Raw genomic sequence first — 20,816 nt, 5'->3', positions numbered from 1 at the left:
TCTACCGCCGCGGTCCGTGGCCCGCCTCGGCGTCAGTCCTTCAGCGCGGTGTCGCCCACGCGCACGTCGAGCGGGAAGTCGAGCGGGAAGTCTCCGAACAGCAGGCGGCCGGCGGCGGCCGCGGCATCCGTCACCGCCTGAGCGACCTCCTCGGCGTGCTCGTCGGGCGTGTGGACGATCACCTCGTCGTGGAGGAAGAGAGCCAGGTGCGGCTGTCTCGCGAACGCCGGACCCGAGCGCGGCGCCGCGTCGGCGACCGCCACCGGCGCAATCGCGGCCAGACGCGTGCGGAGGTCGGCCAGCCACGCCAGCGCCCACTCGGCGGCGGTGCCCTGGACGACGAAGTTGCGGGTGAACCGGCCGCGATCGCGCGCCCATCGCCGCGCCCGCGTCTCGTCGATACCGGATGCCTCGGCCTCGGTCGCCCGCGACTGCGCGGCCGCCCACGACGGCGACGGCGGCGGGGACGTGCGGCCCAGCCACGTCGAGACGACCCCGCCGTCCTCGCCGGTGCGCGCCGCGTCGTCGACGAGCCCCATCGCGCGGGGGTAGGCCCGCCGCAGCCGTGGGACGAGGCGCCCCGACTCGCCGGTCGTGGCGCCGTACATCGCGCCCAGCAGCGCGATCTTCGCTTCCTGCCGCGTCGCCACCGCCCCGCTGTCGACGATGCCGGCATAGAGGTCGCGCCCCCGCGCCGCCGCGGCCAGCGCCGTGTCGCGTGACATCGCGGCGAGGACCCGCGGCTCGAGCTGCGCCACATCGGCGACGACGAGGCGCCAGCCGGGATCGGCCCGCACCGCCTCTCGCAGCTGCCGCGGCAGCTGGAGCGCGCCGCCGCCCGACGACGCCCAGCGACCGGTCACCACGCCGCCGGGGACGTACACCGGCCGAAATCGTCCGTCCTCGACCCAGTCCGCCAGCCACGTCCACCCATTCGCCGAGAGCAGACGCGAGAGCTTCTTGTACTCCAGCAGCGGCTCGATCACGGGATGCCGCTGCTCGGCGAGCTCCCACCGGCTCGTGGACTGGACGAGCACTCCGGCGCGGTGCAGCGACCGCAGCAGCTTCGGCTGCGAGTCGAGACTCGCGGTCGGATCACCGAGGGCTGCGCGGACGCGGGCGGCCGCCTCCGCGAGCTTCGCGGGCGGGCCTCCGCCCGCGGGCCGCTCCCCCAGCATCCTCACCAGGATCCGGTCGTGCGCCGCGGCGTCCCACGGCAGTCCGGCGGCCCGCAGCTCGCAGGCGATGAGCGCGCCCGCGGATTCCGCCGCCGTGAGCAGGCGCAGGCGGCCCGGCTCGCGGCCGCCGGCCATCGCGTCGCGCTGTCGCGCGAACTCCGACAGCGCGCTGTCCACGTCGGACGGCGGTCCGGAGGGGCGCGCGGTGCCGTCGAGCTCGAACAGCGCCGGCGGCGCGGCGTCGTCGTCGTATGGGGCCGCATCCCACTCGTGAGCACCCCGGACGGCGGCGGAGCCGTCCACCAGCACCGAGTCGCGCAGGATGGCGTGGCACAGTCGCAGGTCGTGACACCGCGCGACGCGCACGCCGTCGGAGAGCAGTCGCGGGTACCACTGGGGCGCGTCGTTCCAGACCCAGCGCGGCGCGAGGGAGGACTCCTGCGCCGCGACCCACGAGCTCAGATCGGCGTCAGGGATCCGGTGACGGCCGAGCTCCTCACCCGTCGAGCCGAGCGGGACGCCGATCGCGCCGCCGTCGGTGCGTCCGAGGACGATCCACGCGGCCGCTTCAACGCCGGCCATCGCGGCACAGCGGGCGTCGGGTCACAGACCGGACTCGTCGTCGCGCACCAGGATGCAGCCGCATTCCGGGCACGTCACCACCTCGTCCTCGGGCGCCTGGCGCAGCACCTGCAGGTCGGTGCCGGCGAGCACCATGCGGCATCCTTCGCACGTGCGGCGCCGGAGCAGGGCCGCGCCGGCGCTGCGGGCGGCCACGCGCTCGTACAGCGCCATCAGCTCGCCGGGGAGCCCGCCTGCGATCGCCGCGCGGTCGCGGGTGGCGGCATCGAAGGCGGCTCCTGCCTCGGCCACGGCACGCTTGCCTTCGGCGCTGAGCTCGGCGCCCTCGGCGTTCGTCGCCGCGATGAGGCCCTCCTGCTCGGCGACGGCCGCATCGGCGAGCTCCAGTCGCTCCATGACGGACAGCTCGGCGTCCTCGAGGTCGCTCTTGCGACGCGCCAGCGCGGCCAGCTCGCTCTCGAGCCCTTGGGCCTCCTTGGCGTTGCTCGAGGAGGCGAGCCGCTGCGCGTCGCGCGCCGCCCGGGCGTCCACGACCGCGACATCGGACTCGATGCGCGACAGCTCGGTGCGCAGATCGTCGCGCGCGCCCAGGCGGTTCGACAGCTCCGCCGAGAGCTCCTGCCGGCGCCCGAGGAGCTCCTGCACCCTCGCGGCCTGCGGCGGGTTCCGGCGGGCGTGGTCCGCCTGGCGGATGCGGGCGTCGAGCTGGGCCACCTCGACGAGGCGGCGCTGGTCTGCGGCGGTGGCTTTCACGTCACCAACCTACCCCGCGAGCCGTCGACGCCAGGAGCGGCGGGGACTAGCATTCGACGATCGGCTCTCCGATGACGAAAGGCGCGAACAATGGGCGTTCTCCGCACCAAGTCCGTCGAGCGATCCATCGCCGACACCGACGAACCGGAGTACCGGCTCAAGAAGTCGCTGTCGGCGCTGGACCTCACCGTCTTCGGCATCGGCGTCGTCATCGGCGCCGGCATCTTCACCCTCACCGGCCGGGCGGCGCACGAGGTCGCCGGCCCCGCGATCGTGATCAGCTTCGTCGTCGCGGCGATCGCCTGCGCGCTCGCGGCACTGTGCTACGCCGAGTTCGCCTCCACCGTGCCGGTGTCCGGATCGGCCTACACCTTCTCGTACTCGTCGCTGGGCGAGCTCTTCGCGTGGATCATCGGGTGGGATCTCATCCTCGAGATGTTCCTCGGCGCCAGCGTGGTCGCACAGGGCTGGAGCGCGTACCTCGGAACCCTCATGGAGCAGCTCGGTGCGCCGATCCCCGCGGAGATCGGCTACGGCGGCACGGTCGACCTCATGGCGATCCTGCTGGTGCTGGTGCTGGGCGGGCTGATGACCTTCGGCATCAAGGAGTCCCTCCGGGTCAACCTCGTCCTGGTGGCGGTGAAGATCTTCATCGTGCTGTTCGTCATCATCGCCGGCATCCTGTTCGTGAACCCCGCCAACTGGTCGCCCTTCGTGCCGGAGGCCGCGCCCCGCGAGACCGCGACCGGCCTCGGCCAGCCGCTGCTGCAGTTCCTGTCGGGCATCGAGCCGATGGCATTCGGCGTCGGCGGCATCTTCGCCGGTGCGGCGCTGGTGTTCTTCGCATACATCGGGTTCGACGTCGTGGCCACCACGGCCGAGGAGACCAGGAATCCCCAGCGGGACATGCCGATCGGCATCATCGCCTCGCTGGCGATCTGCACGGTCCTCTACTGCGCGGTCGCCCTGGTGGTCACGGGAATGGTCTCATACGAGGAGCTCGACCCCGCCGCGGCGCTGGCGAACGCCTTCGCCTACCACGGGCAGGCGTGGATGGCGACGCTGATCTCCGCCGGCGCGGTCGCCGGCCTCACGACGGTGGTGCTGACGCTGCTGATCGGCGCGACCCGCATCATCTTCGCGATGTCGCGCGACGCGCTGCTTCCCGCGGGCCTGGCCAAGGTGCACCCGAGGTACCGCACGCCGTGGCTCATCTCGATCATCGTGACCGTCATCGTCGCGGTCGTGGCGGGTCTCACCCCGATCGGCCTCCTCGAGGAGATGGTCAACATCGGGACGCTGTCGGCCTTCGTGCTCGTGTCGGTCGGGGTCATCGTGCTGCGCCGCAAGCGGCCCGATCTCACGCGCACCTTCCGCGTGCCCTTCAGCCCCTGGCTGCCGGGCCTGTCGGCGGCGGTCTGCGTCTACCTGATGCTCAACCTCACCGTCGAGACGTGGCTGCGATTCCTGGTGTGGCTCGCGATCGGGTTCGTCATCTACTTCGCCTACTCGCACCGGCACTCGAAGGTCGGTCAGCCGGGCTACGAGGAGTTCGCCCTGCCGCATGTGGTCTCGCACACGCGCGACGACAGCGACGGCGATCCGCGCCGCTGAACGTGACGACGAAGTGGGCCCTGCCGGGGTCGAACCGACGACATCCACGGTGTAAACGTGGCGCTCTACCAGCTGAGCTAAAGGCCCGCGCGGTCAGTCTACGAGGTGCGTCCGGATCGTCGTGAACTCGGTAGGCTGGCAGCTGGTGCGTTGTGCACGGCAGACAAAGTCTGCGCCGCTCCGGTAGAGATTCCCTGGCACGATCTGCCAGACGACGAAAGGTCTTCTGTGACTGTCAACGATCAGGATCCGTACTCGCAGGAACCCCTCGACAGCGATCCCGATGAGACCTCCGAGTGGCAGGAGTCCCTCCAGCAGCTCGTGCAGGCGAAGGGCCACGGCCGTGGCCGCGAGATCATGCTGAGCCTGCTGCAGACCTCCCACGAGCTGCAGCTGAACGTGCCGCAGGTTCCCACGACGGACTACATCAACACGATCGCCCCCGACAACGAGCCCGAGTTCCCCGGTGACGAGGAGCTCGAGCGCCGCTACCGCCGGTGGATCCGCTGGAACGCCGCGATCACGGTGCACCGCGCGCAGCGCCCCGGCATCGGCGTGGGCGGTCACATCTCGACCTATGCCTCCTCCGCGTCCCTCTACGAGGTCGGCTTCAACCACTTCTTCCGCGGCCTCGACGACCCCTCCGGCGGCGACCAGGTCTTCATCCAGGGTCACGCCTCCCCCGGCATCTATGCGCGGTCGTTCCTCGAGGGGCGCCTCGACGAAGCGCAGCTCGACGGCTTCCGCCAGGAGAAGTCGAAGTTCCCCGACGGCATCCCGTCCTATCCGCACCCGCGCCTCATGCCGGAGTACTGGCAGTTCCCGACCGTCTCGATGGGTCTCGGCCCGATCAACGCCATCTACCAGGCGATGACGAACAAGTACCTGACGAACCGGGGCATCAAGGACCTCTCGAACTCACGCGTATGGGCCTTCCTCGGCGACGGCGAGATGGACGAGGTCGAGAGCCGCGGCCAGCTCCAGGTCGCCGCGAACGAGGGCCTGGACAACCTGACGTTCGTCGTCAACTGCAACCTGCAGCGCCTGGACGGCCCTGTCCGCGGAAACGGCAAGATCATCCAGGAGCTGGAGAGCTTCTTCCGCGGCGCCGGCTGGAACGTCATCAAGGTCGTGTGGGGGTCGGGCTGGGACGAGCTGCTCTCGAAGGACGTCGACGGCGCGCTGGTGCACCTCATGAACACCACGCCCGACGGCGACTTCCAGACGTACCGCGCCGAGGACGGCGCCTTCATCCGCGAGCACTTCTTCGGGCGCGACGAGCGCACCGCGGCTCTGGTGAAGGACTGGTCGGACGACGACATCTGGGGCAAGCTGCGTCGCGGCGGCCTGGACTACCGCAAGGTCTACGCCGCCTACAAGGCCGCGACCGAGCACAAGGGCCAGCCCACCGTGATCCTGGCCAAGACCATCAAGGGCTACGGCCTGGGTCACCACTTCGAGGGCCGCAACGCGACCCACCAGATGAAGAAGATGACCCTTCAGGACCTCAAGTACTTCCGCGACTCGATGCGCATCCCGATCTCGGACGCGCAGCTGGACGAGAACCCCTACCTGCCGCCGTACTTCAACCCCGGCGCACAGGACGAGACCATCCAGTACATGCTGGAGCGCCGCAAGGCCCTGGGCGGGTTCCTCCCCGAGCGCCGCTCGCACCACGTCGGCCTCCAGCTTCCGGGCGACGAGGCCTACGCGCTGCCCAAGAAGGGCTCCGGCACGCAGGAGATCGCCACGACCATGGCGTTCGTCCGCCTGCTGAAGGATCTGCTGCGCGCGAAGGACTTCGGCCACCGGATCGTGCCGATCATCCCGGACGAGGCTCGCACGTTCGGCATGGACGCGTACTTCCCGACCGCGAAGATCTACAACCCGCACGGTCAGAATTACACGTCGGTCGACCGCGAGCTGCTCCTGGCGTACAAAGAGAGCCCGCAGGGCCAGATCATGCACGTCGGCATCAACGAGGCCGGTGCCGTCGCGGCCTTCACCGCGACCGGCACGTCGTACTCGACGCACGGCGAGCCGCTGATCCCGGTGTACGTCTTCTACTCGATGTTCGGCTTCCAGCGCACCGGCGACGCCCAGTGGGCGGCGGGCGACCAGATGGCGCGCGGCTTCATCATCGGCGCCACCGCCGGCCGCACCACGCTCACCGGCGAAGGCCTGCAGCACGCCGACGGCCACTCGCCGCTGCTGGCATCGACGAACCCGGCGACCGTCTCGTACGACCCGGCCTACGGCTACGAGATCGCGCACATCGTCCGCTCGGGGCTCGAGCGGATGTACGGCGGCAACCACCCCGACCCCAACGTCATGTACTACCTCACGGTGTACAACGAGCCGCTCGTGCAGCCGGCCGAGCCCGAGGGCGTGGACGTCGACGGCATCGTGCGCGGCATCCACCGCATCTCGTCGCTCGAGGGCGAAGGGCCCCGCGCGCAGATCCTCGCCTCGGGCGTGGGCGTGCCGTGGGCGCTCGAGGCGCAGCAGCTGCTGCGCGACGACTGGGGCGTGCAGGCCGACGTGTGGTCGGTGACGTCGTGGAGCGAGCTGCGCCGCGACGGTCTCGCGGCGGACGAGCACAACTTCCTGCACCCGGACGAGGAGCCCCGTACGGCGTACATCACCGAGAAGCTCGCGGGAGCGCCCGGGCCGGTCGTCGCGGTCAGCGACTTCATGCACGCGGTGCAGGACCAGATCCGCCCCTGGGTGCAGCACAACTTCGCCACGCTGGGTGCCGACGGATTCGGCTTCTCCGACACCCGCGCAGCGGCTCGCCGGTTCTTCAAGATCGACGGCCCCTCGGTCGCGGTCCGCACGCTCCAGGCCCTCGCCGCCGAAGGCGCCGTGGACCGCAGCCTCGCCGCGCAGGCCATCCAGAAGTACCGCCTGCACGACGTCACGGCCGGAACGAGCGGAAACGCGGGCGGCGAGAGCTGATCCGCGAATGGGCAAGTCCGCCGAGGTGATGGACAAGCCCGAGACGCTCGCCTGGCTGCGACGCATCTCGGGCGATCTCGCCACCGTCACGATCAAGCGCCTCGAGGAGACGCTGCCCTGGTATGCCGAGATGCCGCCGGCCCGACGCTCCGCCGTCGGGCTGGTGGCACAGGCGGGCATCACCTCGTTCATCGCCTGGTACGAGGATCCCGCCTCCACCCCGTGGATCGCGGCGGACATCTTCGCCGTCGCCCCCCGCGAGCTGCTGCGCAGCGTCAGCCTGCAGCAGACCCTCCAGCTCATCCGGGTCACCGTGGAGGTGACCGAGGAGCGGGTCGCGGGCAAGGGCGAGCACCTTCGCGAGGCGATCCTGCTGTACTCGCGTGAGGTCGCGTTCGCGGCGGCGGACGTCTACGCGCGGGCAGCCGAGGCCCGCGGACTGTGGGACGCCCGCCTCGAGGCCCTCGTCGTGGACTCGATCCTCACGGGCGAGGCCGACGAGGAGCTGCCCAGCCGCATCGCCGCCCTCGGGTGGCACGGCCACGGCGAGGTCGCGGTGCTCGTAGGCACGACTCCGCCGCAGTTCGACGTCGACCAGCTGCGCCGGACCGCCCGCAAGCTGGGCGTCGACGTGCTGATCGGCGTGCAGGGCTCCCGCCTCGTGCTCGTGGTCGGCCGCGCGGACCCCGGCTCGCGCGCGGACGACGCCGCGACCGATCTCCCCTTCGCGGAGATCGCGCGCCGGCTGGAGCCGGGCTTCGGCACCGGGTATCTCGTGCTGGGTCCCACCGTCCCGGCGCTCGTGGACGCGAGTCAGAGCGCCCGCGCGGCGCTGGCGGGCTTCGCCGTCGCACGGGCGTGGCGCCACGCGCCGCGTCCGGTGGAGGCCGACGACCTGCTTCCCGAGCGCGCCCTCGCCGGAGACCCGCTGGCCAAGGTCACGCTGGTGGAGCGCATCTACCGACCACTGCAGGCACACAGCGCCGATCTGGTGTCGACGCTGTGGGCGTACCTCGACAACGGCCGGTCGCTCGAGGCGACCGCGCGCGAGCTCTTCGTGCATCCGAACACCGTCCGCTACCGCCTCAAGCGCGTATCGGAGGTCATCGGCTGGGATGCGACGGGCCCGCGCGAGGCGCTCATCCTCCAGACGGCGCTGATCCTGGGCTCCATCGGGACGGATGCCGCGCGCCGGCGTGCGCCCTCCCAGCGACGGGCACCAGCCTGATCGCGACGGCGCCCGGTGTGCACCACGCACAAAGCATGCCGGCATTCTTTGACGGTGTCGCCAGAACCCGCCGGATGATCCTTGACAGGATGGAACGGTGATAATCGCCGTCTTCCCCGGGCAGGGCTCCCAGACCCCCGGCTTCCTGGCTCCGTGGCTCGACGAGGACGGCGCCGCGGAGCGGCTCGCCCGCTACTCGGAGTGGTCGGGGGTCGACCTCGTCGCCGCCGGGACCCAGTGGGATGCCGACCGCATCCGCGACACCCAGGTCGCCCAGCCGCTCATCGTGGCGGCGAGCCTGCTGTCGTGGAACGCCCTCCCCGACCGAGCCGCCATCGGGGGCGTCGCCGGTCACTCCGTCGGCGAGTTCGCCGCCGCGGCGGCCGCAGGCGTCCTGAGCGAAGAGGCGGCGCTGACGCTCGTCGGCATCCGCGGCAGAGCCATGGCGGAGGCGGCAGCGGCGGCCGAGACCGGGATGAGCGCCGTGATCGGCGGAGACGAGGCATCCGTCCTCGCCCGCCTGGACGAGCTGGGGCTCGCCCCCGCGAACTACAACGGCGGCGGCCAGCTCGTCGTGGCAGGCGCGCTTCCCGCCCTCCAGGCCCTCGCCGCCGAGCCCGTCGCGGGCACGCGCGTGATCCCGCTGCAGGTCGCCGGCGCGTTCCACACGCAGTACATGTCCCCGGCGGTCGAGACGCTGCGGGCAGCCGCGGCCGACCATGAGGTGTCGGACCCGGGCGTGACGCTGTGGACCAACCGCGATGGTTCCGCTGTCGCCTCCGGACGCGCCTTCGTCGACCTTCTGGTCGAGCAGGTCGCCTCGCCGGTGCGCTGGGACCTGTGCATGGCCTCTTTCGCCGACAGCGGCGTGTCGGGCATCGTCGAACTGTCGCCGGCGGGCACGCTCGTCGGGCTCGCCAAGCGCGCGCTGCGCGGGGTCCCGGCCGTCGCCGTCAAGACACCCGCCGACCTGGAGGCCGCCGGCGCACTGCCGGCCGCCGATGCCTGACCGGAGTACCCGAATGACCGCCAGCCTCATCCAGCCCACCGGCGCCGCGCACACGCGCATCTACGCGTACGGCGCCGCACGCGGCGAGAACGCCGTGCCGAACGACGACCTCGTCGGCCCCATCGACTCCAGCGACGAGTGGATCCGTCAGCGCACCGGGATCGTGACCCGCATGCGCGCGTCGGCCGGCACCGATGCGATCGATCTGGCGACGGATGCCGCGCGCGAGGCGATCGAGCGCTCGGGCGTCGAGGCGTCGCAGATCGACGCCGTCATCGTCGCGACGATCTCGAACCCCAAGCAGACCCCGTCGGTGTCGGCCATCGTCGCCGACCGCGTCGGTGCGAACCCCGCCGCCGCGTACGACCTCAACGCCGCGTGCGCGGGCTTCGCGTACGGCGTCGCGCAGGCGGACGCCCTCATCCGCGCCGGCGCCGCGCACTACGCGCTCGTCATCGGCACCGAGAAGCTCAGCGACATCGTCGACCCGACCGACCGCAGCATCTCGTTCCTGCTCGGCGACGGAGCGGGCGCGGCCGTCATCGGCCCCAGCGACAGCGCCGGCATCGGACCCACCGTGTGGGGCTCGGACGGCTCGAAGGCCGACGCGGTCGGGATGAACCACACCCTCATCGAGTTCCGCGAGGGCGCGGCGCCCTGGCCCACGCTGCGCCAGGAAGGGCCGACCGTCTTCCGCTGGGCCGTGTGGGAGATGGTCAAGGTCGCCCGCCAGGCCCTGGAGGCCGCCGGTGTGGAGGCAGCGGATCTCGCCGCCTTCGTCCCCCACCAGGCGAACATGCGCATCATCGACGAGTTCGCCAAGCAGCTCGGCCTCCCCGACACGGTGCTGATCGGCCGCGACATCGAGACGACCGGCAACACCTCGGCGGCCTCGATCCCGCTCGCGACGCACCGGCTGCTCGAGGAGCACCCCGAGCTCTCCGGCGGCCTGGCGCTGCAGATCGGCTTCGGCGCCGGGCTGGTCTTCGGCGCACAGGTGGTCGTGCTTCCCTGAGGCCGCGAGCCCCGACCATAGACTGAGACCCGGCCCGCCCCCGGGTCCGCGTACCCCCAAGAAACAGGAGAATCCCATGGCATTCACCAGCGACGAGGTCCTCGCCGGACTCGCCGAGCTCATCACCGACGAGACGGGCATCTCGTCCGACGAGGTCGCTCTCGAGAAGTCGTTCACCGACGACCTCGACATCGACTCGATCTCGATGATGACGATCGTCGTCAACGCCGAGGAGAAGTTCGGCGTCACCATCCCCGACGACGAGGTCAAGAACCTGAAGACCGTCGGCGACGCCGTCAGCTACATCACGTCCAACCAGGCGTAACCCCTTCCGGTGGGGGCTGCGGCCCCCACCGGCACACCCACGAGGACTTTCACCGTCATGAGCAACTCCCGCATCGTCGTCACCGGCATCGGCGCGTCATCGCCCCTGGGCGGCACGGCACCCGAGAGCTGGTCGGCCCTTCTGGACGGCGTGTCCGGCACGCGGTCCCTCGAGCACGAGTGGGTCGAGCAGTACCAGCTGCCGGTGACCTTCGCCGCGGAGGCGAAGGTGCGTCCCGACACCGTGCTCGAGCGCCCCGTCGCCAAGCGTCTCGACCCGTCGTCTCAGTTCGCGCTCGTCGCGGCCATGGAGGCCTGGGCGGACGCCGGAAGCCCCGAGGTGGAGCCGGAGCGCCTGGGCGTGGACTTCGCGACCGGTATCGGCGGTCTGCACACCCTCCTCGACGGCTGGGACACGCTGCGCGAGAAGGGCCCGCGTCGGGTCCTGCCGATGACGGTGCCCATGCTCATGCCCAACGCCGCGGCGGGCAACCTGTCGCTGCACTTCAACGCCCGGGCCTACGCGCGCACCGTCGCGAGCGCCTGCGCGTCGAGCACCGAGTCGATCGTCAACGCCATCGAGCACATCCGCTCGGGGCTCGCCGACGTCGTGATCGCGGGAGGCACCGAGTCGGTCATCCACCCCGTCACGATCGCCGCGTTCTCGTCGATGCAGGCGCTGTCCCGGCGCAACGACGACCCGGCGACCGCCTCGCGGCCGTGCAGCATCGACCGCGACGGCTTCGTCATGGGCGAGGGCGCCGGAGCTCTCATCCTCGAGACGGAGGAGCACGCCCGCGCGCGCGGCGCCAAGATCTACGCCGTCGTCGCCGGCGGCGGCGTGACGGCGGACTCATACCACATCACGGCGAACGACCCCGAGGGACTCGGAGCGGCCCGGGCGGTGAACCTCGCGCTGGAGATGGCGGATGCCTCGGCCGACGACGTCACGCACATCAACGCGCACGCCACCTCGACCCCGGTCGGCGACCCGAACGAGTACCAGGCGCTCCGGGCCGTCTTCGGCCCGCGCATCGACGAGATCCCGGTGTCGGCGACGAAGGCCTCGACCGGTCACCTGCTCGGCGGCACCGGAGCGCTCGAGGCGATCTTCACGGTGCTGGCGCTGCGCGACCGCGTGGCGCCCCCGACCATCAACCTGACGACGCAGGATCCGGCGGTGCCCTTCCGCATCTCCGGGTCGCCGACCCCGCTCGGCGACGGGCCGCAGTTCGCGATCAGCAACTCCTTCGGCTTCGGCGGGCACAACGCGGTAGCGGCCTTCGCATCGGTCTGAGTCGCACGCACGTCCAAGACGCCCCGATCCCCTCGGCGAGAGGGAGATCGGGGCGTCTGTGGTGACAGGCGGTGGTTCGCGGTCCCGCTGCCCGGGATCATCGGCCTCCGAGCCTCGGTAGTGGCGCCTCGCACCGCCCGGGTCTGTGAAGTTGTGTCACGCCGACGTGGCGGCGGCCGGGCCGCGCCCGGCCGGAGATCAGCCGACCTTGTGGAGCCAGACGACCGGCGCCTCGTCGCTCGCGTGCCGGAACGGCTCGAGCTCTTCGTCCCACGCCGCACCGAGGGCGACCTGCAGCTCCCGGTGCAGCTCCGAGGCGTCGCCGCCGGCGATCTCCATCGCATACCGGATGCGGTCCTCGCCGATCACGACGTTGCCCGCGGAATCGGTCTGGGCGTAGTGGATGCCGAGTCCCGGGGTGTGCAGCCAGCGGCCGCCGTCGCTGCGCGGGGTCGGGTCCTCGGTCACCTCGAACCTCAGGTGCTCCCAGCCGCGGATCGCCGTCGCGAGGGCCGAGCCGGTGCCTGCCGCGCCCTCCCAGTAGAACTCGGCGCGGCGGCTTCCTGCCAGCACCGGCTGTTCCGCCCAGTCGAAGCTGACGGCGCGGCCGAGGGCCCGACCGACCGCCCACTCGAGGTGCGGGCACAACGCTCGTGGCGCGGAGTGGATGAAGATCACCCCACGCGCCTTGTGTGTCGCCATGATCTCTCCGTTCATCAGGTGCGTCTTCCCCTACGACCTGAGACGGTGTCACAGCGTGCTGTTCGGTTGTGCTGTCGCCATTATCGCCGAGGGGGCGGTGGAATCACAAGTATGTGATTCCACCGCCCCCTGGATGAGATGCGGGTCAGGCCTCGCTCATGGCCTGGACCGCGGCCTTGCCCTTGGCCGCGTAGTAGGCCGCGCGGGCGGCGTCGCGGCGCGCCTGCTCTGCCTGCCCGGCGTCCAGGACGTCCTGGGGGACCTCGAACTGGTCCGTCGTGGGCTTGCCGTGGTACTTCTCGATGTAGGCGTCGAGCTCGGGGCCGGACTCCCACGACGTGATGAGGCAGTAGCGCGGCGCGTCGCCGTCGTGGTGCACCGCGTGCCACAGTCGCTGCGTGTCGACGATGAGCTGCGCGCCGGCAGGGAGCGCCACGCGGTACTCGATGCTCGGGTCGGTGCGGTTCTCGCGCAGGACGAAGTAGCTGTTCTTGTCGTCCGTCAGGTTGAAGAAGCCGCGGACCACCCAGCCGGTGCCGTCGGGGTTGAGGCGGTTGTTGTCGTCCTGGTGCAGGTTGTACAGCGCGTCGGCGTACGTGTTCGGCTGCAGTTCGATGATGCGGCAGCGCCCCACGTTGGAGCCCGGCTCCTGCGCGCGACGCGTCAGGGTCGGCGCCTTCTCGGTCTGCTCGGGGATCCAGACGCCGTCCTTGTCGGTGCGCGGCGGCGTGTGGTTCCAGAACCCGTTGCACTCGATCTCGCCCTTGGCGGAGGCGAGCGGTGCGAACCGGGTGTCGCCGGAAGACTTCCAGTCGACGTACTCGATCGAGAGCCACTCCTGGGGATCGATCTCCTCCCCGTAGGAGTCGAGCACCACGAAGCCGGTCTCATCGAGAGCGGCGGACTTGATGTAACCCATGACGAATCATGCCTTTCGGTCAGTGAGCCAGCACGTTTTAACAGGCTCAACTTAGGCAAGCCTACCTCGCACCCCTCGGGCGCCCCCGTGACCGAGCCGTGAATAACCGGCGCCCCGGCGGCCCGCCGATTCCGCGCCGGGGGCCCCGAATAGACTGAGGGAGCCATGGTCACTGCCACGAACGTCGATGCGACTGCTGTCAACACGATCGGGTGGCTCTCCGCCGCGGACTGGACCATCGTCGTCCCCGTCTACCAGCGGCAGTACCGGTGGGACATCGGCGGATGCGAGCAGCTGCTGGCCGACATCCGCGCCGTCGCGGACCTCGACGACCGGCACATGCACTTCATCGGCTCGATCCTGTCCTCCGCGAGCGGCGAGGGCGAGGGCGCGGAGCTCGTGCTCATCGACGGGCAGCAGCGCACCACCACACTGATGCTCCTCGTCGCGGCCCTGCACCACACGGTGCGGGAGGCCCGGCCCGACCTCGCCGACGAGCTGCAGCGCGTCCTGGTCCACTCCCACGACGTCACCCGCACGAAGCTGCGACCGCACCGCGCGTGGGCCGGCGTGTTCGAGCGCGTCGTGCTCGACCTCCCGCTGCCGCCCGGTGAGCACCGCGACTCCCGCTTCGACGACAACTACGCGTTCTTCCGCAGCCAGATCAGCGTGGAGGAGGCGCCGCACATCTGGCGGGGGCTGCAGAAGCTCGAGCACGTCGCGATCACGCTGGGTGCGGGCGCGAACGCCCAGCAGATCTTCGAGAGCCTCAACTCGACGGGCGAGCCGCTGCGCGACCACGAGCTGATCCACAACTACGTCCTGATGGGGCTCACGCACGCCGAGCAGCGCGAGGTCGAGGCGGACTTCTGGCGGCCGATCGAGGCGAACACGGGCGACGCGATCGCCGACTTCTGGCGGCAGTACCTCGTGATGCGGACCGGCCGCGAGGTCACCGTGGTCGGCGGACGCGGTGTCTACGACGCCTTCCGTCACGAGTTCCCCCGCCTCCCGTTCCCCGAGCTCGTCGCGCGGGCAGAGGAGTGGCGCGCGCTGTCACGCGTGTACCGGGTGCTGCTGCGGCCGGACGAGGCGCCGGATGCCGAGATCGCACAGCAGCTCCGTCACCTCAACACCTTCGGCACCGCGATGTACCCGCTCGTCATGCGCGCATACCGGGACGTCGAGACCGGTGCGCTCGCCCGCGAGGCGTTCATCGAGACCCTGGAGATGATCCAGGCGCTGTTGATGCGCCGGTCGGTCGTCGGGACGGGCACGCAGCGCCTCGTCGCGCGCCTGTGCCGCGCCCGAGAAGCGGGATGGGAGGCCCTCGTCGCGGCGATCTCACGCATCACGCCGTCCGACGAGCGCATCGCCGTGGCGCTCAAGTACTCCGAGCTGCCGCACGCGCGATATGCGCTCGGGCGCATCGCCGGACTCGACCCCGCCGCCGAGGTCGACATCGAGCACATCTTCCCCCTGGCCCCCGGCGATGCCTGGTCGGGCGACGGCGTGCGGGAGTGGGCCGCGTACAGCGAGGACGAGCAGAACAGTCATCGCGCGCTCGCCCAGACCATCGGCAACCTGGCCGTGCTCGAGGAGGACCTCGCGTTCCGAGCCTTCGACCGCTCGTTCCCCGAGAAGAAGGCCCTCTACGCCCGGAGCGCGATCGTGACGACCGCCGAGCTCGCCGAGGTGCCGGCGTGGGGCACCGCCGCCATCGCCGAGCGCTCCCGGCACCTGACCGAGCGCTTCGTGCAGGTGTGGAAGCGCCCCGGTGGGCCCGCCATCGACGACGACGGCCTCACCCCGATCCTCGACGCGGTCCGCCGGCGGGGATGGCCCCCCGGCTGGCACCGCGAGTGGTCGTACGTCGAGTACTGCGGCGAGCACTGGGAGGTCTACGACGTCAAGCACCTCTTCAACCGCGTCTTCAAGCGGCTGTGGGCTGATGCGCGTGCGGCGGTCGTGTCGTACAGCGCCCGCCGCGGCGGCCCGGTCTACACCGCGCAGTCCTGGAACGGTCAGTGGGATCGACTCGACGACCATCACTCGCTCTACATGGGGTGGGACTCCAGCTACATGCTGAGCGCCGTGCAGGGCGTCCTCGAGGAGGCGGGCATGGCCCCCGAGGTCTTCGTCAAGTACTCCTACATCGGCGAGGCGATGTGACGGGCGGGACGGATGCCTCGCGCCGAGGCATCCGTCCCACCCGTCATCGGGGTCCTGCCGGCGTCACTCGAACGAGACGGCCGCGTTCTCGTTGTTGAGGACGATGACCGGGGTCACCGCGGGGTGGCCGGCGGCGCGGATCCTCGCCAGGTCGAAGCGCAGCAGCGGAGTGCCTGCCGTCACCTTCTGCCCCTTCTGGACGAGGGTCTCGAATCCGTCGCCCTTCATGCCGACCGTGTCGATGCCGACGTGGATGAGCAGCTCGGTGCCGTCCTCCAGCACGAGGGCCACGGCGTGGCTGCTGTCGAACGTGGCGCCGATGGTGCCGTCAGCGGGAGCGACCACCGTGTCGCCGGTCGGCTCGATCGCGACGCCCGGGCCCATGACGCCCTCGGCGAAGGTCGGATCGGGCACCTCCGAGAGCGGCACGACGCGGCCCGCCAGCGGCTGGCGCAGCCGGATCGTGGTCGTCGCGGGAGCATCGGTCAGCACGGCGGTCCCACCCGCGGCCGGCGCGGGTGCCGGCTCGGCCGTCGCGCCGGCGGGAGCCGATGCGCGGCCCGCGAGGATCGCCTCCATGGCGTCCTTCACGAACTGCACGTTCGTTCCGTAGACCACCTGCACGGACTTGCCGCCGGGCTTCATGGTTCCCGCCGCACCGGCGCGCTTGAGCGCGGCGTCGTCGACCTTGCTCACGTCGTCGATCTCCATGCGCAGGCGGGTGGCGCAGTTCTCCAGCTCGAGGATGTTGTCCTTGCCGCCGAGGGCGTCGATGAACCGTCCTCCCGTGACGAGGTACTTGTCGTCGGCCGTGTGGGTGTCGTACTCGGTGCCCTCGCCGAGGATGTCGTCGTCCTCGCGTCCCGGCGTCTTGAGGTTGAACCGCTTGATGAAGAAGTAGAACACCACGAAGTAGATGAAGAACCAGAAGACGCCCATCACGGGGATGAGCCACGGGTTCTGCGCCATCGGGTTCATCCAGTTGAGGACGAGGTCGATGAAGCCGCCGGAGAAGCCGAATCCCATGCGCACCGGAAGGATCTGGCTGATCGCCATCGAGATGCCCGTGAACACGGCATGCGTGAGGTAGAGCACCGGCGCGAGGAACATGAAGGCGAACTCGAGGGGCTCGGTCACACCCACGAAGAAGGAGGCGATGGCGCCAGAGAACAGGATGCCGTAGGCGAGCTTCTTCCTGGTGGTCCTCGCCGTGAGGTACATCGCGAGGGCGGCGCCGGGGAGGCCGAACATCATGATCGGGAAGAAGCCCGTCATGTACTGCCCGGTCACGCCGTACGTGCCCTCGCCGGCGAGGAAGTTGTTGAGGTCGTTGATGCCCGCGACATCGAACCAGAACACCGAGTTCAGGGCGTGGTGGAGCCCCACCGGGATGAGCAGGCGGTTGAGGAACCCGTAGATGCCCGTGCCGAACGCGCCGAGCGTCACGATCCACTCGCCGAATCCGACCAGGCCGCCGTACACGAACGGCCAGACGAAGAACAGGACGACGGCGACGACCAGCGAGAAGCCGGCCGTGACGATCGCCACCGAGCGCTTGCCCGAGAAGAACGACAGCGCGTCGGGCAGGCGCGTGTCCTTGAACTTGTTGTAGCAGTAGGCGCCGATGAGGCCGCAGATGATGCCGACGAAGACGTTCTGCACACGCAGGAACGCCGGGTCGACCTCATTGACGTTGTCGACGCCGGTGAAGAGGAGGACGGTCTCGGGCTTGAGCAGCGTCGTGACCACGAGCCACGACACCAGGCCCGCCAGCGCCGAGGTGCCGTCCGACTTCTCCGCCATGCCCAGCGCGATGCCGACGGCGAACAGCAGCGCCATGTTGTCCAGCAGCGAGCCGCCGGCCGCGCCGAGGAATGTCGAGACGACGTTGGGACCGGCTGCCGAGCTGATCCAGTACGAGATGCCGGACAGGATCGCAGCGACCGGCAGCACTGCCACCGGAAGCATGATCGATCTGCCGAGCCTCTGCAGGAACTTCATTGTTCTCCTCCAGGGGGGGGCCAGGAATGGGTTGTGACGATGACGCTACCGTCAATCGGCGATCGCCGTCAGTGCCACTCCCTCCGAAAGTAAGGATGGTGAACGAATCCGGCTCGATCGGGCGCGGCGGCGGCGCGCACGCAGACCGGGAGCGCAGAGGACCGCCGCGGACAGGATGCCGCGGCGGTCCTCATCGGTAGGGCGGGTGGGACTTGAACCCACGATCGTCGGGTTATGAGCCCGCTGCCTTGACCAGCTTGGCCACCGCCCCCCGCACATCGGGTGCGCGAAGAAGCCTACCCGCCCGCCGGAGCGATCCGCGGCGTCAGCGGGTGTCGGGCTTGTCGGCCGGGTCCTTCACGGGCGGCTCCGGCCACACCTTCGCCACCGCCTCGGTGACCTTGATCGACGCGGTGGAGGGGTGCGCGTCGTCCGGTGCCGTTCCGGTGCTCCCCCGCTGGATCGGGAGCTCCTGGCTCTCGCTGAGCACCTGCGGGTGATGGCGCGCGAGCTGGAACACGCCCCATACCGCGACCGCGCCCACCACGGCGAAGGCGATGTACACCCACAGCGGCGCCCCCGCGACCTCCTGCAGGACGATCAGGCCGATGAGGATGGCGACGATCGGGTCGATGACGGTGAGGCCGGCGACCACGAGGTCCGGCGGGCCGGAGGCGTAGGCGCTCTGCACGAAGTACGCGCCGACGATCGCCCCGACGATGAGGGCGGCGAGGCACAGGAAGGTGAGCCCGTCGAAGTCGTTGTCCTTGATGCGCTCGATGACGACCTTGGCGAGCGTCGCGACGAAGCCGTAGATGACCCCCGCGGCGGTGATGTAGAAGAGGGCGCCCATCCGCTTGCGCAGCCACACCCACAACCCCGCGAAGACCAGCGTCACCACGGCGAGCAGCACCAGGATCGTGATCAGCTGTCCGCTGGAGACCGGCTTCTCGGTCGCGAAGAGGGCCGCGATGGTCACGAAGACGAAGATGCCCCCCACGCACGCCGCGATCGCGATCAGCGAGCGTCGCGTGGGCTTGTGCCCGCTGATCTGCGCGTTCAGAAGGGTCGTGATGACGAGCGCGATCGCACCCAGCGGCTGCACCACGATGAGCGGCGCCACGGCGAGGGCGGAGAGCTGACACACGATGGCCAGTGCGAGCATGACCGTGCCGATGACCCACGAAGGGCGCGAGAGCAGCTTGAGCAGGTGGCTCGCATCGAGGCCGCCCTGAGTCGGCTGCGAACGGCTCATCCGTTCGACCTTGGTCACGCCGCGGTGCTGATACTGGGCCCCGAACGACATGAAGACCGCGCCCAGCAGGGCGAGCGGGATGCCGTACAGCAGGCCAGGGTTCTGGAACGCGCCGACCAGCTGGTCTCCCACGTCCTCGAGCTCCACCGCGGTCCACAGCACACATCGACATTAGCCGCAGGCGTCGCTCGATAGGCTCAAGGCGTGGCTGTTCTCCCGATTCGCATCATGGGCGATCCCGTCCTGCACTCCCCCGCATCCCGTGTCGAGGCGATCACGGACGAGGTCCGCACGCTCGTCGCCGACATGTTCGAGACGATGGATGCCGCCCCCGGCGTGGGCCTGGCAGCCCCGCAGGTCGGCGTCCCGCTGCGGATCTACACCTACTCGTACACCGATGACGAGGGCGCTCCCTGGCGCGGCGTGATCGTCAACCCGGAGCTGTGGATGCGGCCGCTCGAGCCCGGCGCGCCCGACCCCGACGAGGAATCCGAGGGGTGCCTGTCGTTCCCGGGCGAGCGGTTCCCGCTGCGGCGCTCCGACGAGGTGCTCGTCACCGGGACCGACCTCGAGGGCGAGCCCGTGCGCATTCAGGTCGACGGCTGGCGCGCCCGCATCATGCAGCACGAGTTCGACCACCTCGACGGCGTGCTGTACGTGGACCGCCTCGACGACGGCGACTGGAAGACCGTGCAGAAGATCGCCCGCAAGCGCGGCTGGGGCCGGCCGGGAAGCTCATGGACCCCCGGCGTCGACGACCTCGACGCGTGACGCGACCCGCCGCGCGGCGTCCTCAGGGCGTCTGAAGACGAAGAAAGGCCCCGAGGTGGAGCTCGGGGCCGATCCGCTCCCCCACTTGGACTCGAACCAAGAACCTATCGGTTAACAGCCGATTGCTCTGCCAATTGAGCTATGGAGGAATGTTCCGCACTCTCGCGCGGGCAACCAGTCCATATTAGCAAAGCTCCACCCATGGTCATGACCACGGGAGGCCTCAGGACCCGACGAGTCTCCGATCCGCTTCGCCGCTCGGCGTCCACAGCAGGTCCTGTGTTCCGTGGCCGAATGCGACGGCATGGCCGGCGCGCAGCACCAGCACGTCGGCGTCGAGCTCGTCGACGACGTCGGCCTGATTCGTCACCACCAGCGCGGCCATGCCGAGGTCGCGCTGCCGTCGGAGGATCGCCTCGCGCGCGGCTTTGCGCACCTCGACGTCCATGTTCGCGTAGGGCTCGTCGGCGATGAGGACACGCGGCTGGAGCACGAGCGCGCGCGCCAGCGCGACGCGCTGGCGCATGCCCGCGCTCAGCTCGTAGGGGTACTTGGCCGAGGCGCCCAGCGGAAGCATCATCTCGTCCAGCAGTGACGCGACGCGCACCGCGAGAGCGCGCGAGCTCACCCGCCGGTCGCGGCTGGTGATGGGCGCGCTGATGACCTCGGCGACGGTGAGCCGGGCGGGAAGGCGCGCCCCCGCCGACTGGGGCAGGTATCCGGCGTAGTAGGTGAGGAAGCGATGGTCACGCCCTGGCCGGCGCACGGAGACGCCCTCGACCGTGCCGTCCCCGCCCACGACCGCGAGGCCGGGCTCGTCGGCTCCGGCCAGGACCGCGGCGAGCGAGGACTTGCCGGATCCGGTCGGTCCCATCACGGCGAGGTTGCGTCCATGCGCCAGGCGGAATGTGACGCCGTCGACGACGCGCTGACTCGGGCCGCCACGACCCGCGCGGGCGATCGACAGGTCGGAGCAGTCGATCGCGGCATCCGCGGTTCGTCGTCGAGCCATCTCCTCATCCTGCCCGGCAGCGGACC

General features: G+C 70.4%; 16 protein-coding genes and 3 tRNA genes. 9 read left to right on the top strand and 10 right to left on the bottom strand.

The window, feature by feature from the left end; genetic code table 11:
* Positions 1 to 32: 32 nt before the first annotated feature.
* Together V6R91_RS22375 and V6R91_RS22370 are read right to left on the bottom strand one after the other, a co-directional pair.
* Positions 33 to 1,760 carry a bifunctional 3'-5' exonuclease/DNA polymerase gene (locus V6R91_RS22375; RefSeq protein ID WP_336397111.1) on the bottom strand — a complete coding sequence of 576 codons (1,728 nt, stop codon included), beginning with the start codon at positions 1,758 to 1,760 and terminating at the stop codon, positions 33 to 35.
* 21 nt (positions 1,761 to 1,781) lie between these two features.
* Positions 1,782 to 2,513 carry a zinc ribbon domain-containing protein gene (locus V6R91_RS22370; RefSeq protein WP_336397110.1) on the bottom strand — a complete coding sequence of 244 codons (732 nt, stop codon included), beginning with the start codon at positions 2,511 to 2,513 and terminating at the stop codon, positions 1,782 to 1,784.
* Positions 2,514 to 2,603: 90 nt separating this feature from the next.
* Here V6R91_RS22370 and V6R91_RS22365 point away from each other — a divergent pair, with 90 nt between their 5' ends.
* Positions 2,604 to 4,127 (top strand): amino acid permease, encoded by a 1,524-nt coding sequence (locus V6R91_RS22365; protein WP_336397109.1) that lies wholly within the window; start codon positions 2,604 to 2,606, stop codon positions 4,125 to 4,127.
* A 14-nt stretch (positions 4,128 to 4,141) separates the two neighbouring features.
* Here V6R91_RS22365 and V6R91_RS22360 read toward each other — a convergent pair.
* Positions 4,142 to 4,214 (bottom strand) — tRNA-Val (locus V6R91_RS22360).
* Positions 4,215 to 4,355: 141 nt separating this feature from the next.
* On the opposite strand from V6R91_RS22360, the gene aceE reads away from it, so the two are divergent.
* The 6 genes from aceE to V6R91_RS22330 all read left to right on the top strand — a co-directional run bounded on the left by aceE (position 4,356) and on the right by V6R91_RS22330 (position 11,958).
* Entirely contained in the window at positions 4,356 to 7,085 is a 2,730-nt protein-coding gene (gene aceE / locus V6R91_RS22355; RefSeq protein WP_336397108.1) for a pyruvate dehydrogenase (acetyl-transferring), homodimeric type, read from the top strand.
* Positions 7,086 to 7,092: 7 nt separating this feature from the next.
* Positions 7,093 to 8,313 carry a PucR family transcriptional regulator gene (locus V6R91_RS22350; RefSeq protein ID WP_442928167.1) on the top strand — a complete coding sequence of 407 codons (1,221 nt, stop codon included), beginning with the start codon at positions 7,093 to 7,095 and terminating at the stop codon, positions 8,311 to 8,313.
* Between the two features lie 97 nt (positions 8,314 to 8,410).
* Entirely contained in the window at positions 8,411 to 9,322 is a 912-nt protein-coding gene (locus V6R91_RS22345; protein ID WP_336397107.1) for an ACP S-malonyltransferase, read from the top strand.
* Between the two features lie 13 nt (positions 9,323 to 9,335).
* Positions 9,336 to 10,337 carry a beta-ketoacyl-ACP synthase III gene (locus tag V6R91_RS22340; RefSeq protein WP_336397106.1) on the top strand — a complete coding sequence of 334 codons (1,002 nt, stop codon included), beginning with the start codon at positions 9,336 to 9,338 and terminating at the stop codon, positions 10,335 to 10,337.
* Between the two features lie 76 nt (positions 10,338 to 10,413).
* Positions 10,414 to 10,662, top strand: coding sequence for an acyl carrier protein (locus tag V6R91_RS22335; RefSeq protein ID WP_336397105.1), 249 nt, complete (start codon positions 10,414 to 10,416; stop codon positions 10,660 to 10,662).
* Positions 10,663 to 10,719: 57 nt separating this feature from the next.
* The gene (locus tag V6R91_RS22330; RefSeq protein WP_336397104.1) at positions 10,720 to 11,958 is read left to right on the top strand and encodes a beta-ketoacyl-[acyl-carrier-protein] synthase family protein; all 1,239 of its coding nucleotides are present in this window, start codon (positions 10,720 to 10,722) and stop codon (positions 11,956 to 11,958) included.
* Between the two features lie 198 nt (positions 11,959 to 12,156).
* On the opposite strand, the gene V6R91_RS22325 is transcribed toward V6R91_RS22330, so the two are convergent.
* Together V6R91_RS22325 and V6R91_RS22320 are read right to left on the bottom strand one after the other, a co-directional pair.
* Entirely contained in the window at positions 12,157 to 12,660 is a 504-nt protein-coding gene (locus V6R91_RS22325) for a DUF3145 domain-containing protein (protein WP_336397103.1), read from the bottom strand.
* 145 nt (positions 12,661 to 12,805) lie between these two features.
* Positions 12,806 to 13,579: a hypothetical protein gene (locus V6R91_RS22320; RefSeq protein WP_336397102.1), complete on the bottom strand. Its 774-nt coding sequence runs from the start codon at positions 13,577 to 13,579 to the stop codon at positions 12,806 to 12,808.
* Between the two features lie 165 nt (positions 13,580 to 13,744).
* Here V6R91_RS22320 and V6R91_RS22315 point away from each other — a divergent pair, with 165 nt between their 5' ends.
* Positions 13,745 to 15,751: a DUF262 domain-containing protein gene (locus tag V6R91_RS22315; protein WP_336397101.1), complete on the top strand. Its 2,007-nt coding sequence runs from the start codon at positions 13,745 to 13,747 to the stop codon at positions 15,749 to 15,751.
* A 63-nt stretch (positions 15,752 to 15,814) separates the two neighbouring features.
* On the opposite strand, the gene nagE is transcribed toward V6R91_RS22315, so the two are convergent.
* From nagE to V6R91_RS22300, 3 genes are all read right to left on the bottom strand, one after another.
* Positions 15,815 to 17,752 (bottom strand): N-acetylglucosamine-specific PTS transporter subunit IIBC, encoded by a 1,938-nt coding sequence (gene nagE, locus V6R91_RS22310; protein WP_336397100.1) that lies wholly within the window; start codon positions 17,750 to 17,752, stop codon positions 15,815 to 15,817.
* Positions 17,753 to 17,949: 197 nt separating this feature from the next.
* Positions 17,950 to 18,023, bottom strand: a tRNA-Ile gene (locus V6R91_RS22305).
* 54 nt (positions 18,024 to 18,077) lie between these two features.
* A complete protein-coding gene (locus V6R91_RS22300; protein WP_336397099.1) occupies positions 18,078 to 19,169 on the bottom strand; it encodes a DMT family transporter in 1,092 nt (363 codons plus the stop codon).
* Positions 19,170 to 19,211: 42 nt separating this feature from the next.
* Here V6R91_RS22300 and def point away from each other — a divergent pair, with 42 nt between their 5' ends.
* Positions 19,212 to 19,778 (top strand): peptide deformylase, encoded by a 567-nt coding sequence (def, locus tag V6R91_RS22295; protein ID WP_336397098.1) that lies wholly within the window; start codon positions 19,212 to 19,214, stop codon positions 19,776 to 19,778.
* A 76-nt stretch (positions 19,779 to 19,854) separates the two neighbouring features.
* Here def and V6R91_RS22290 read toward each other — a convergent pair.
* Positions 19,855 to 19,927: transfer RNA gene (locus V6R91_RS22290), tRNA-Asn, on the bottom strand.
* A gap of 74 nt (positions 19,928 to 20,001) precedes the next feature.
* Positions 20,002 to 20,790 (bottom strand): ATP-binding cassette domain-containing protein, encoded by a 789-nt coding sequence (locus V6R91_RS22285; RefSeq protein ID WP_336397097.1) that lies wholly within the window; start codon positions 20,788 to 20,790, stop codon positions 20,002 to 20,004.
* Positions 20,791 to 20,816 lie beyond the last annotated feature (26 nt).

This window comes from Microbacterium sp. CCNWLW41, from assembly GCF_037083505.1.
The sequence above is the reverse complement of the archived record's forward strand: the minus strand, read 5'-3'. Positions and strand labels throughout refer to the sequence as shown.

Coding starts and splice junctions, on each gene's coding strand:
- V6R91_RS22285 (WP_336397097.1), bottom strand. CDS start 20,790: ATGGCTCGACGACGAACCGCGGATGCCGCGATCGACTGCTCCGACCTG.
- V6R91_RS22325 (WP_336397103.1), bottom strand. CDS start 12,660: ATGGCGACACACAAGGCGCGTGGGGTGATCTTCATCCACTCCGCGCCA.
- V6R91_RS22330 (WP_336397104.1), top strand. CDS start 10,720: ATGAGCAACTCCCGCATCGTCGTCACCGGCATCGGCGCGTCATCGCCC.
- V6R91_RS22340 (WP_336397106.1), top strand. CDS start 9,336: ATGACCGCCAGCCTCATCCAGCCCACCGGCGCCGCGCACACGCGCATC.
- nagE (WP_336397100.1), bottom strand. CDS start 17,752: ATGAAGTTCCTGCAGAGGCTCGGCAGATCGATCATGCTTCCGGTGGCA.
- V6R91_RS22375 (WP_336397111.1), bottom strand. CDS start 1,760: ATGGCCGGCGTTGAAGCGGCCGCGTGGATCGTCCTCGGACGCACCGAC.
- V6R91_RS22315 (WP_336397101.1), top strand. CDS start 13,745: ATGGTCACTGCCACGAACGTCGATGCGACTGCTGTCAACACGATCGGG.
- V6R91_RS22365 (WP_336397109.1), top strand. CDS start 2,604: ATGGGCGTTCTCCGCACCAAGTCCGTCGAGCGATCCATCGCCGACACC.
- V6R91_RS22350 (WP_442928167.1), top strand. CDS start 7,093: ATGGGCAAGTCCGCCGAGGTGATGGACAAGCCCGAGACGCTCGCCTGG.
- V6R91_RS22335 (WP_336397105.1), top strand. CDS start 10,414: ATGGCATTCACCAGCGACGAGGTCCTCGCCGGACTCGCCGAGCTCATC.
- V6R91_RS22320 (WP_336397102.1), bottom strand. CDS start 13,579: ATGGGTTACATCAAGTCCGCCGCTCTCGATGAGACCGGCTTCGTGGTG.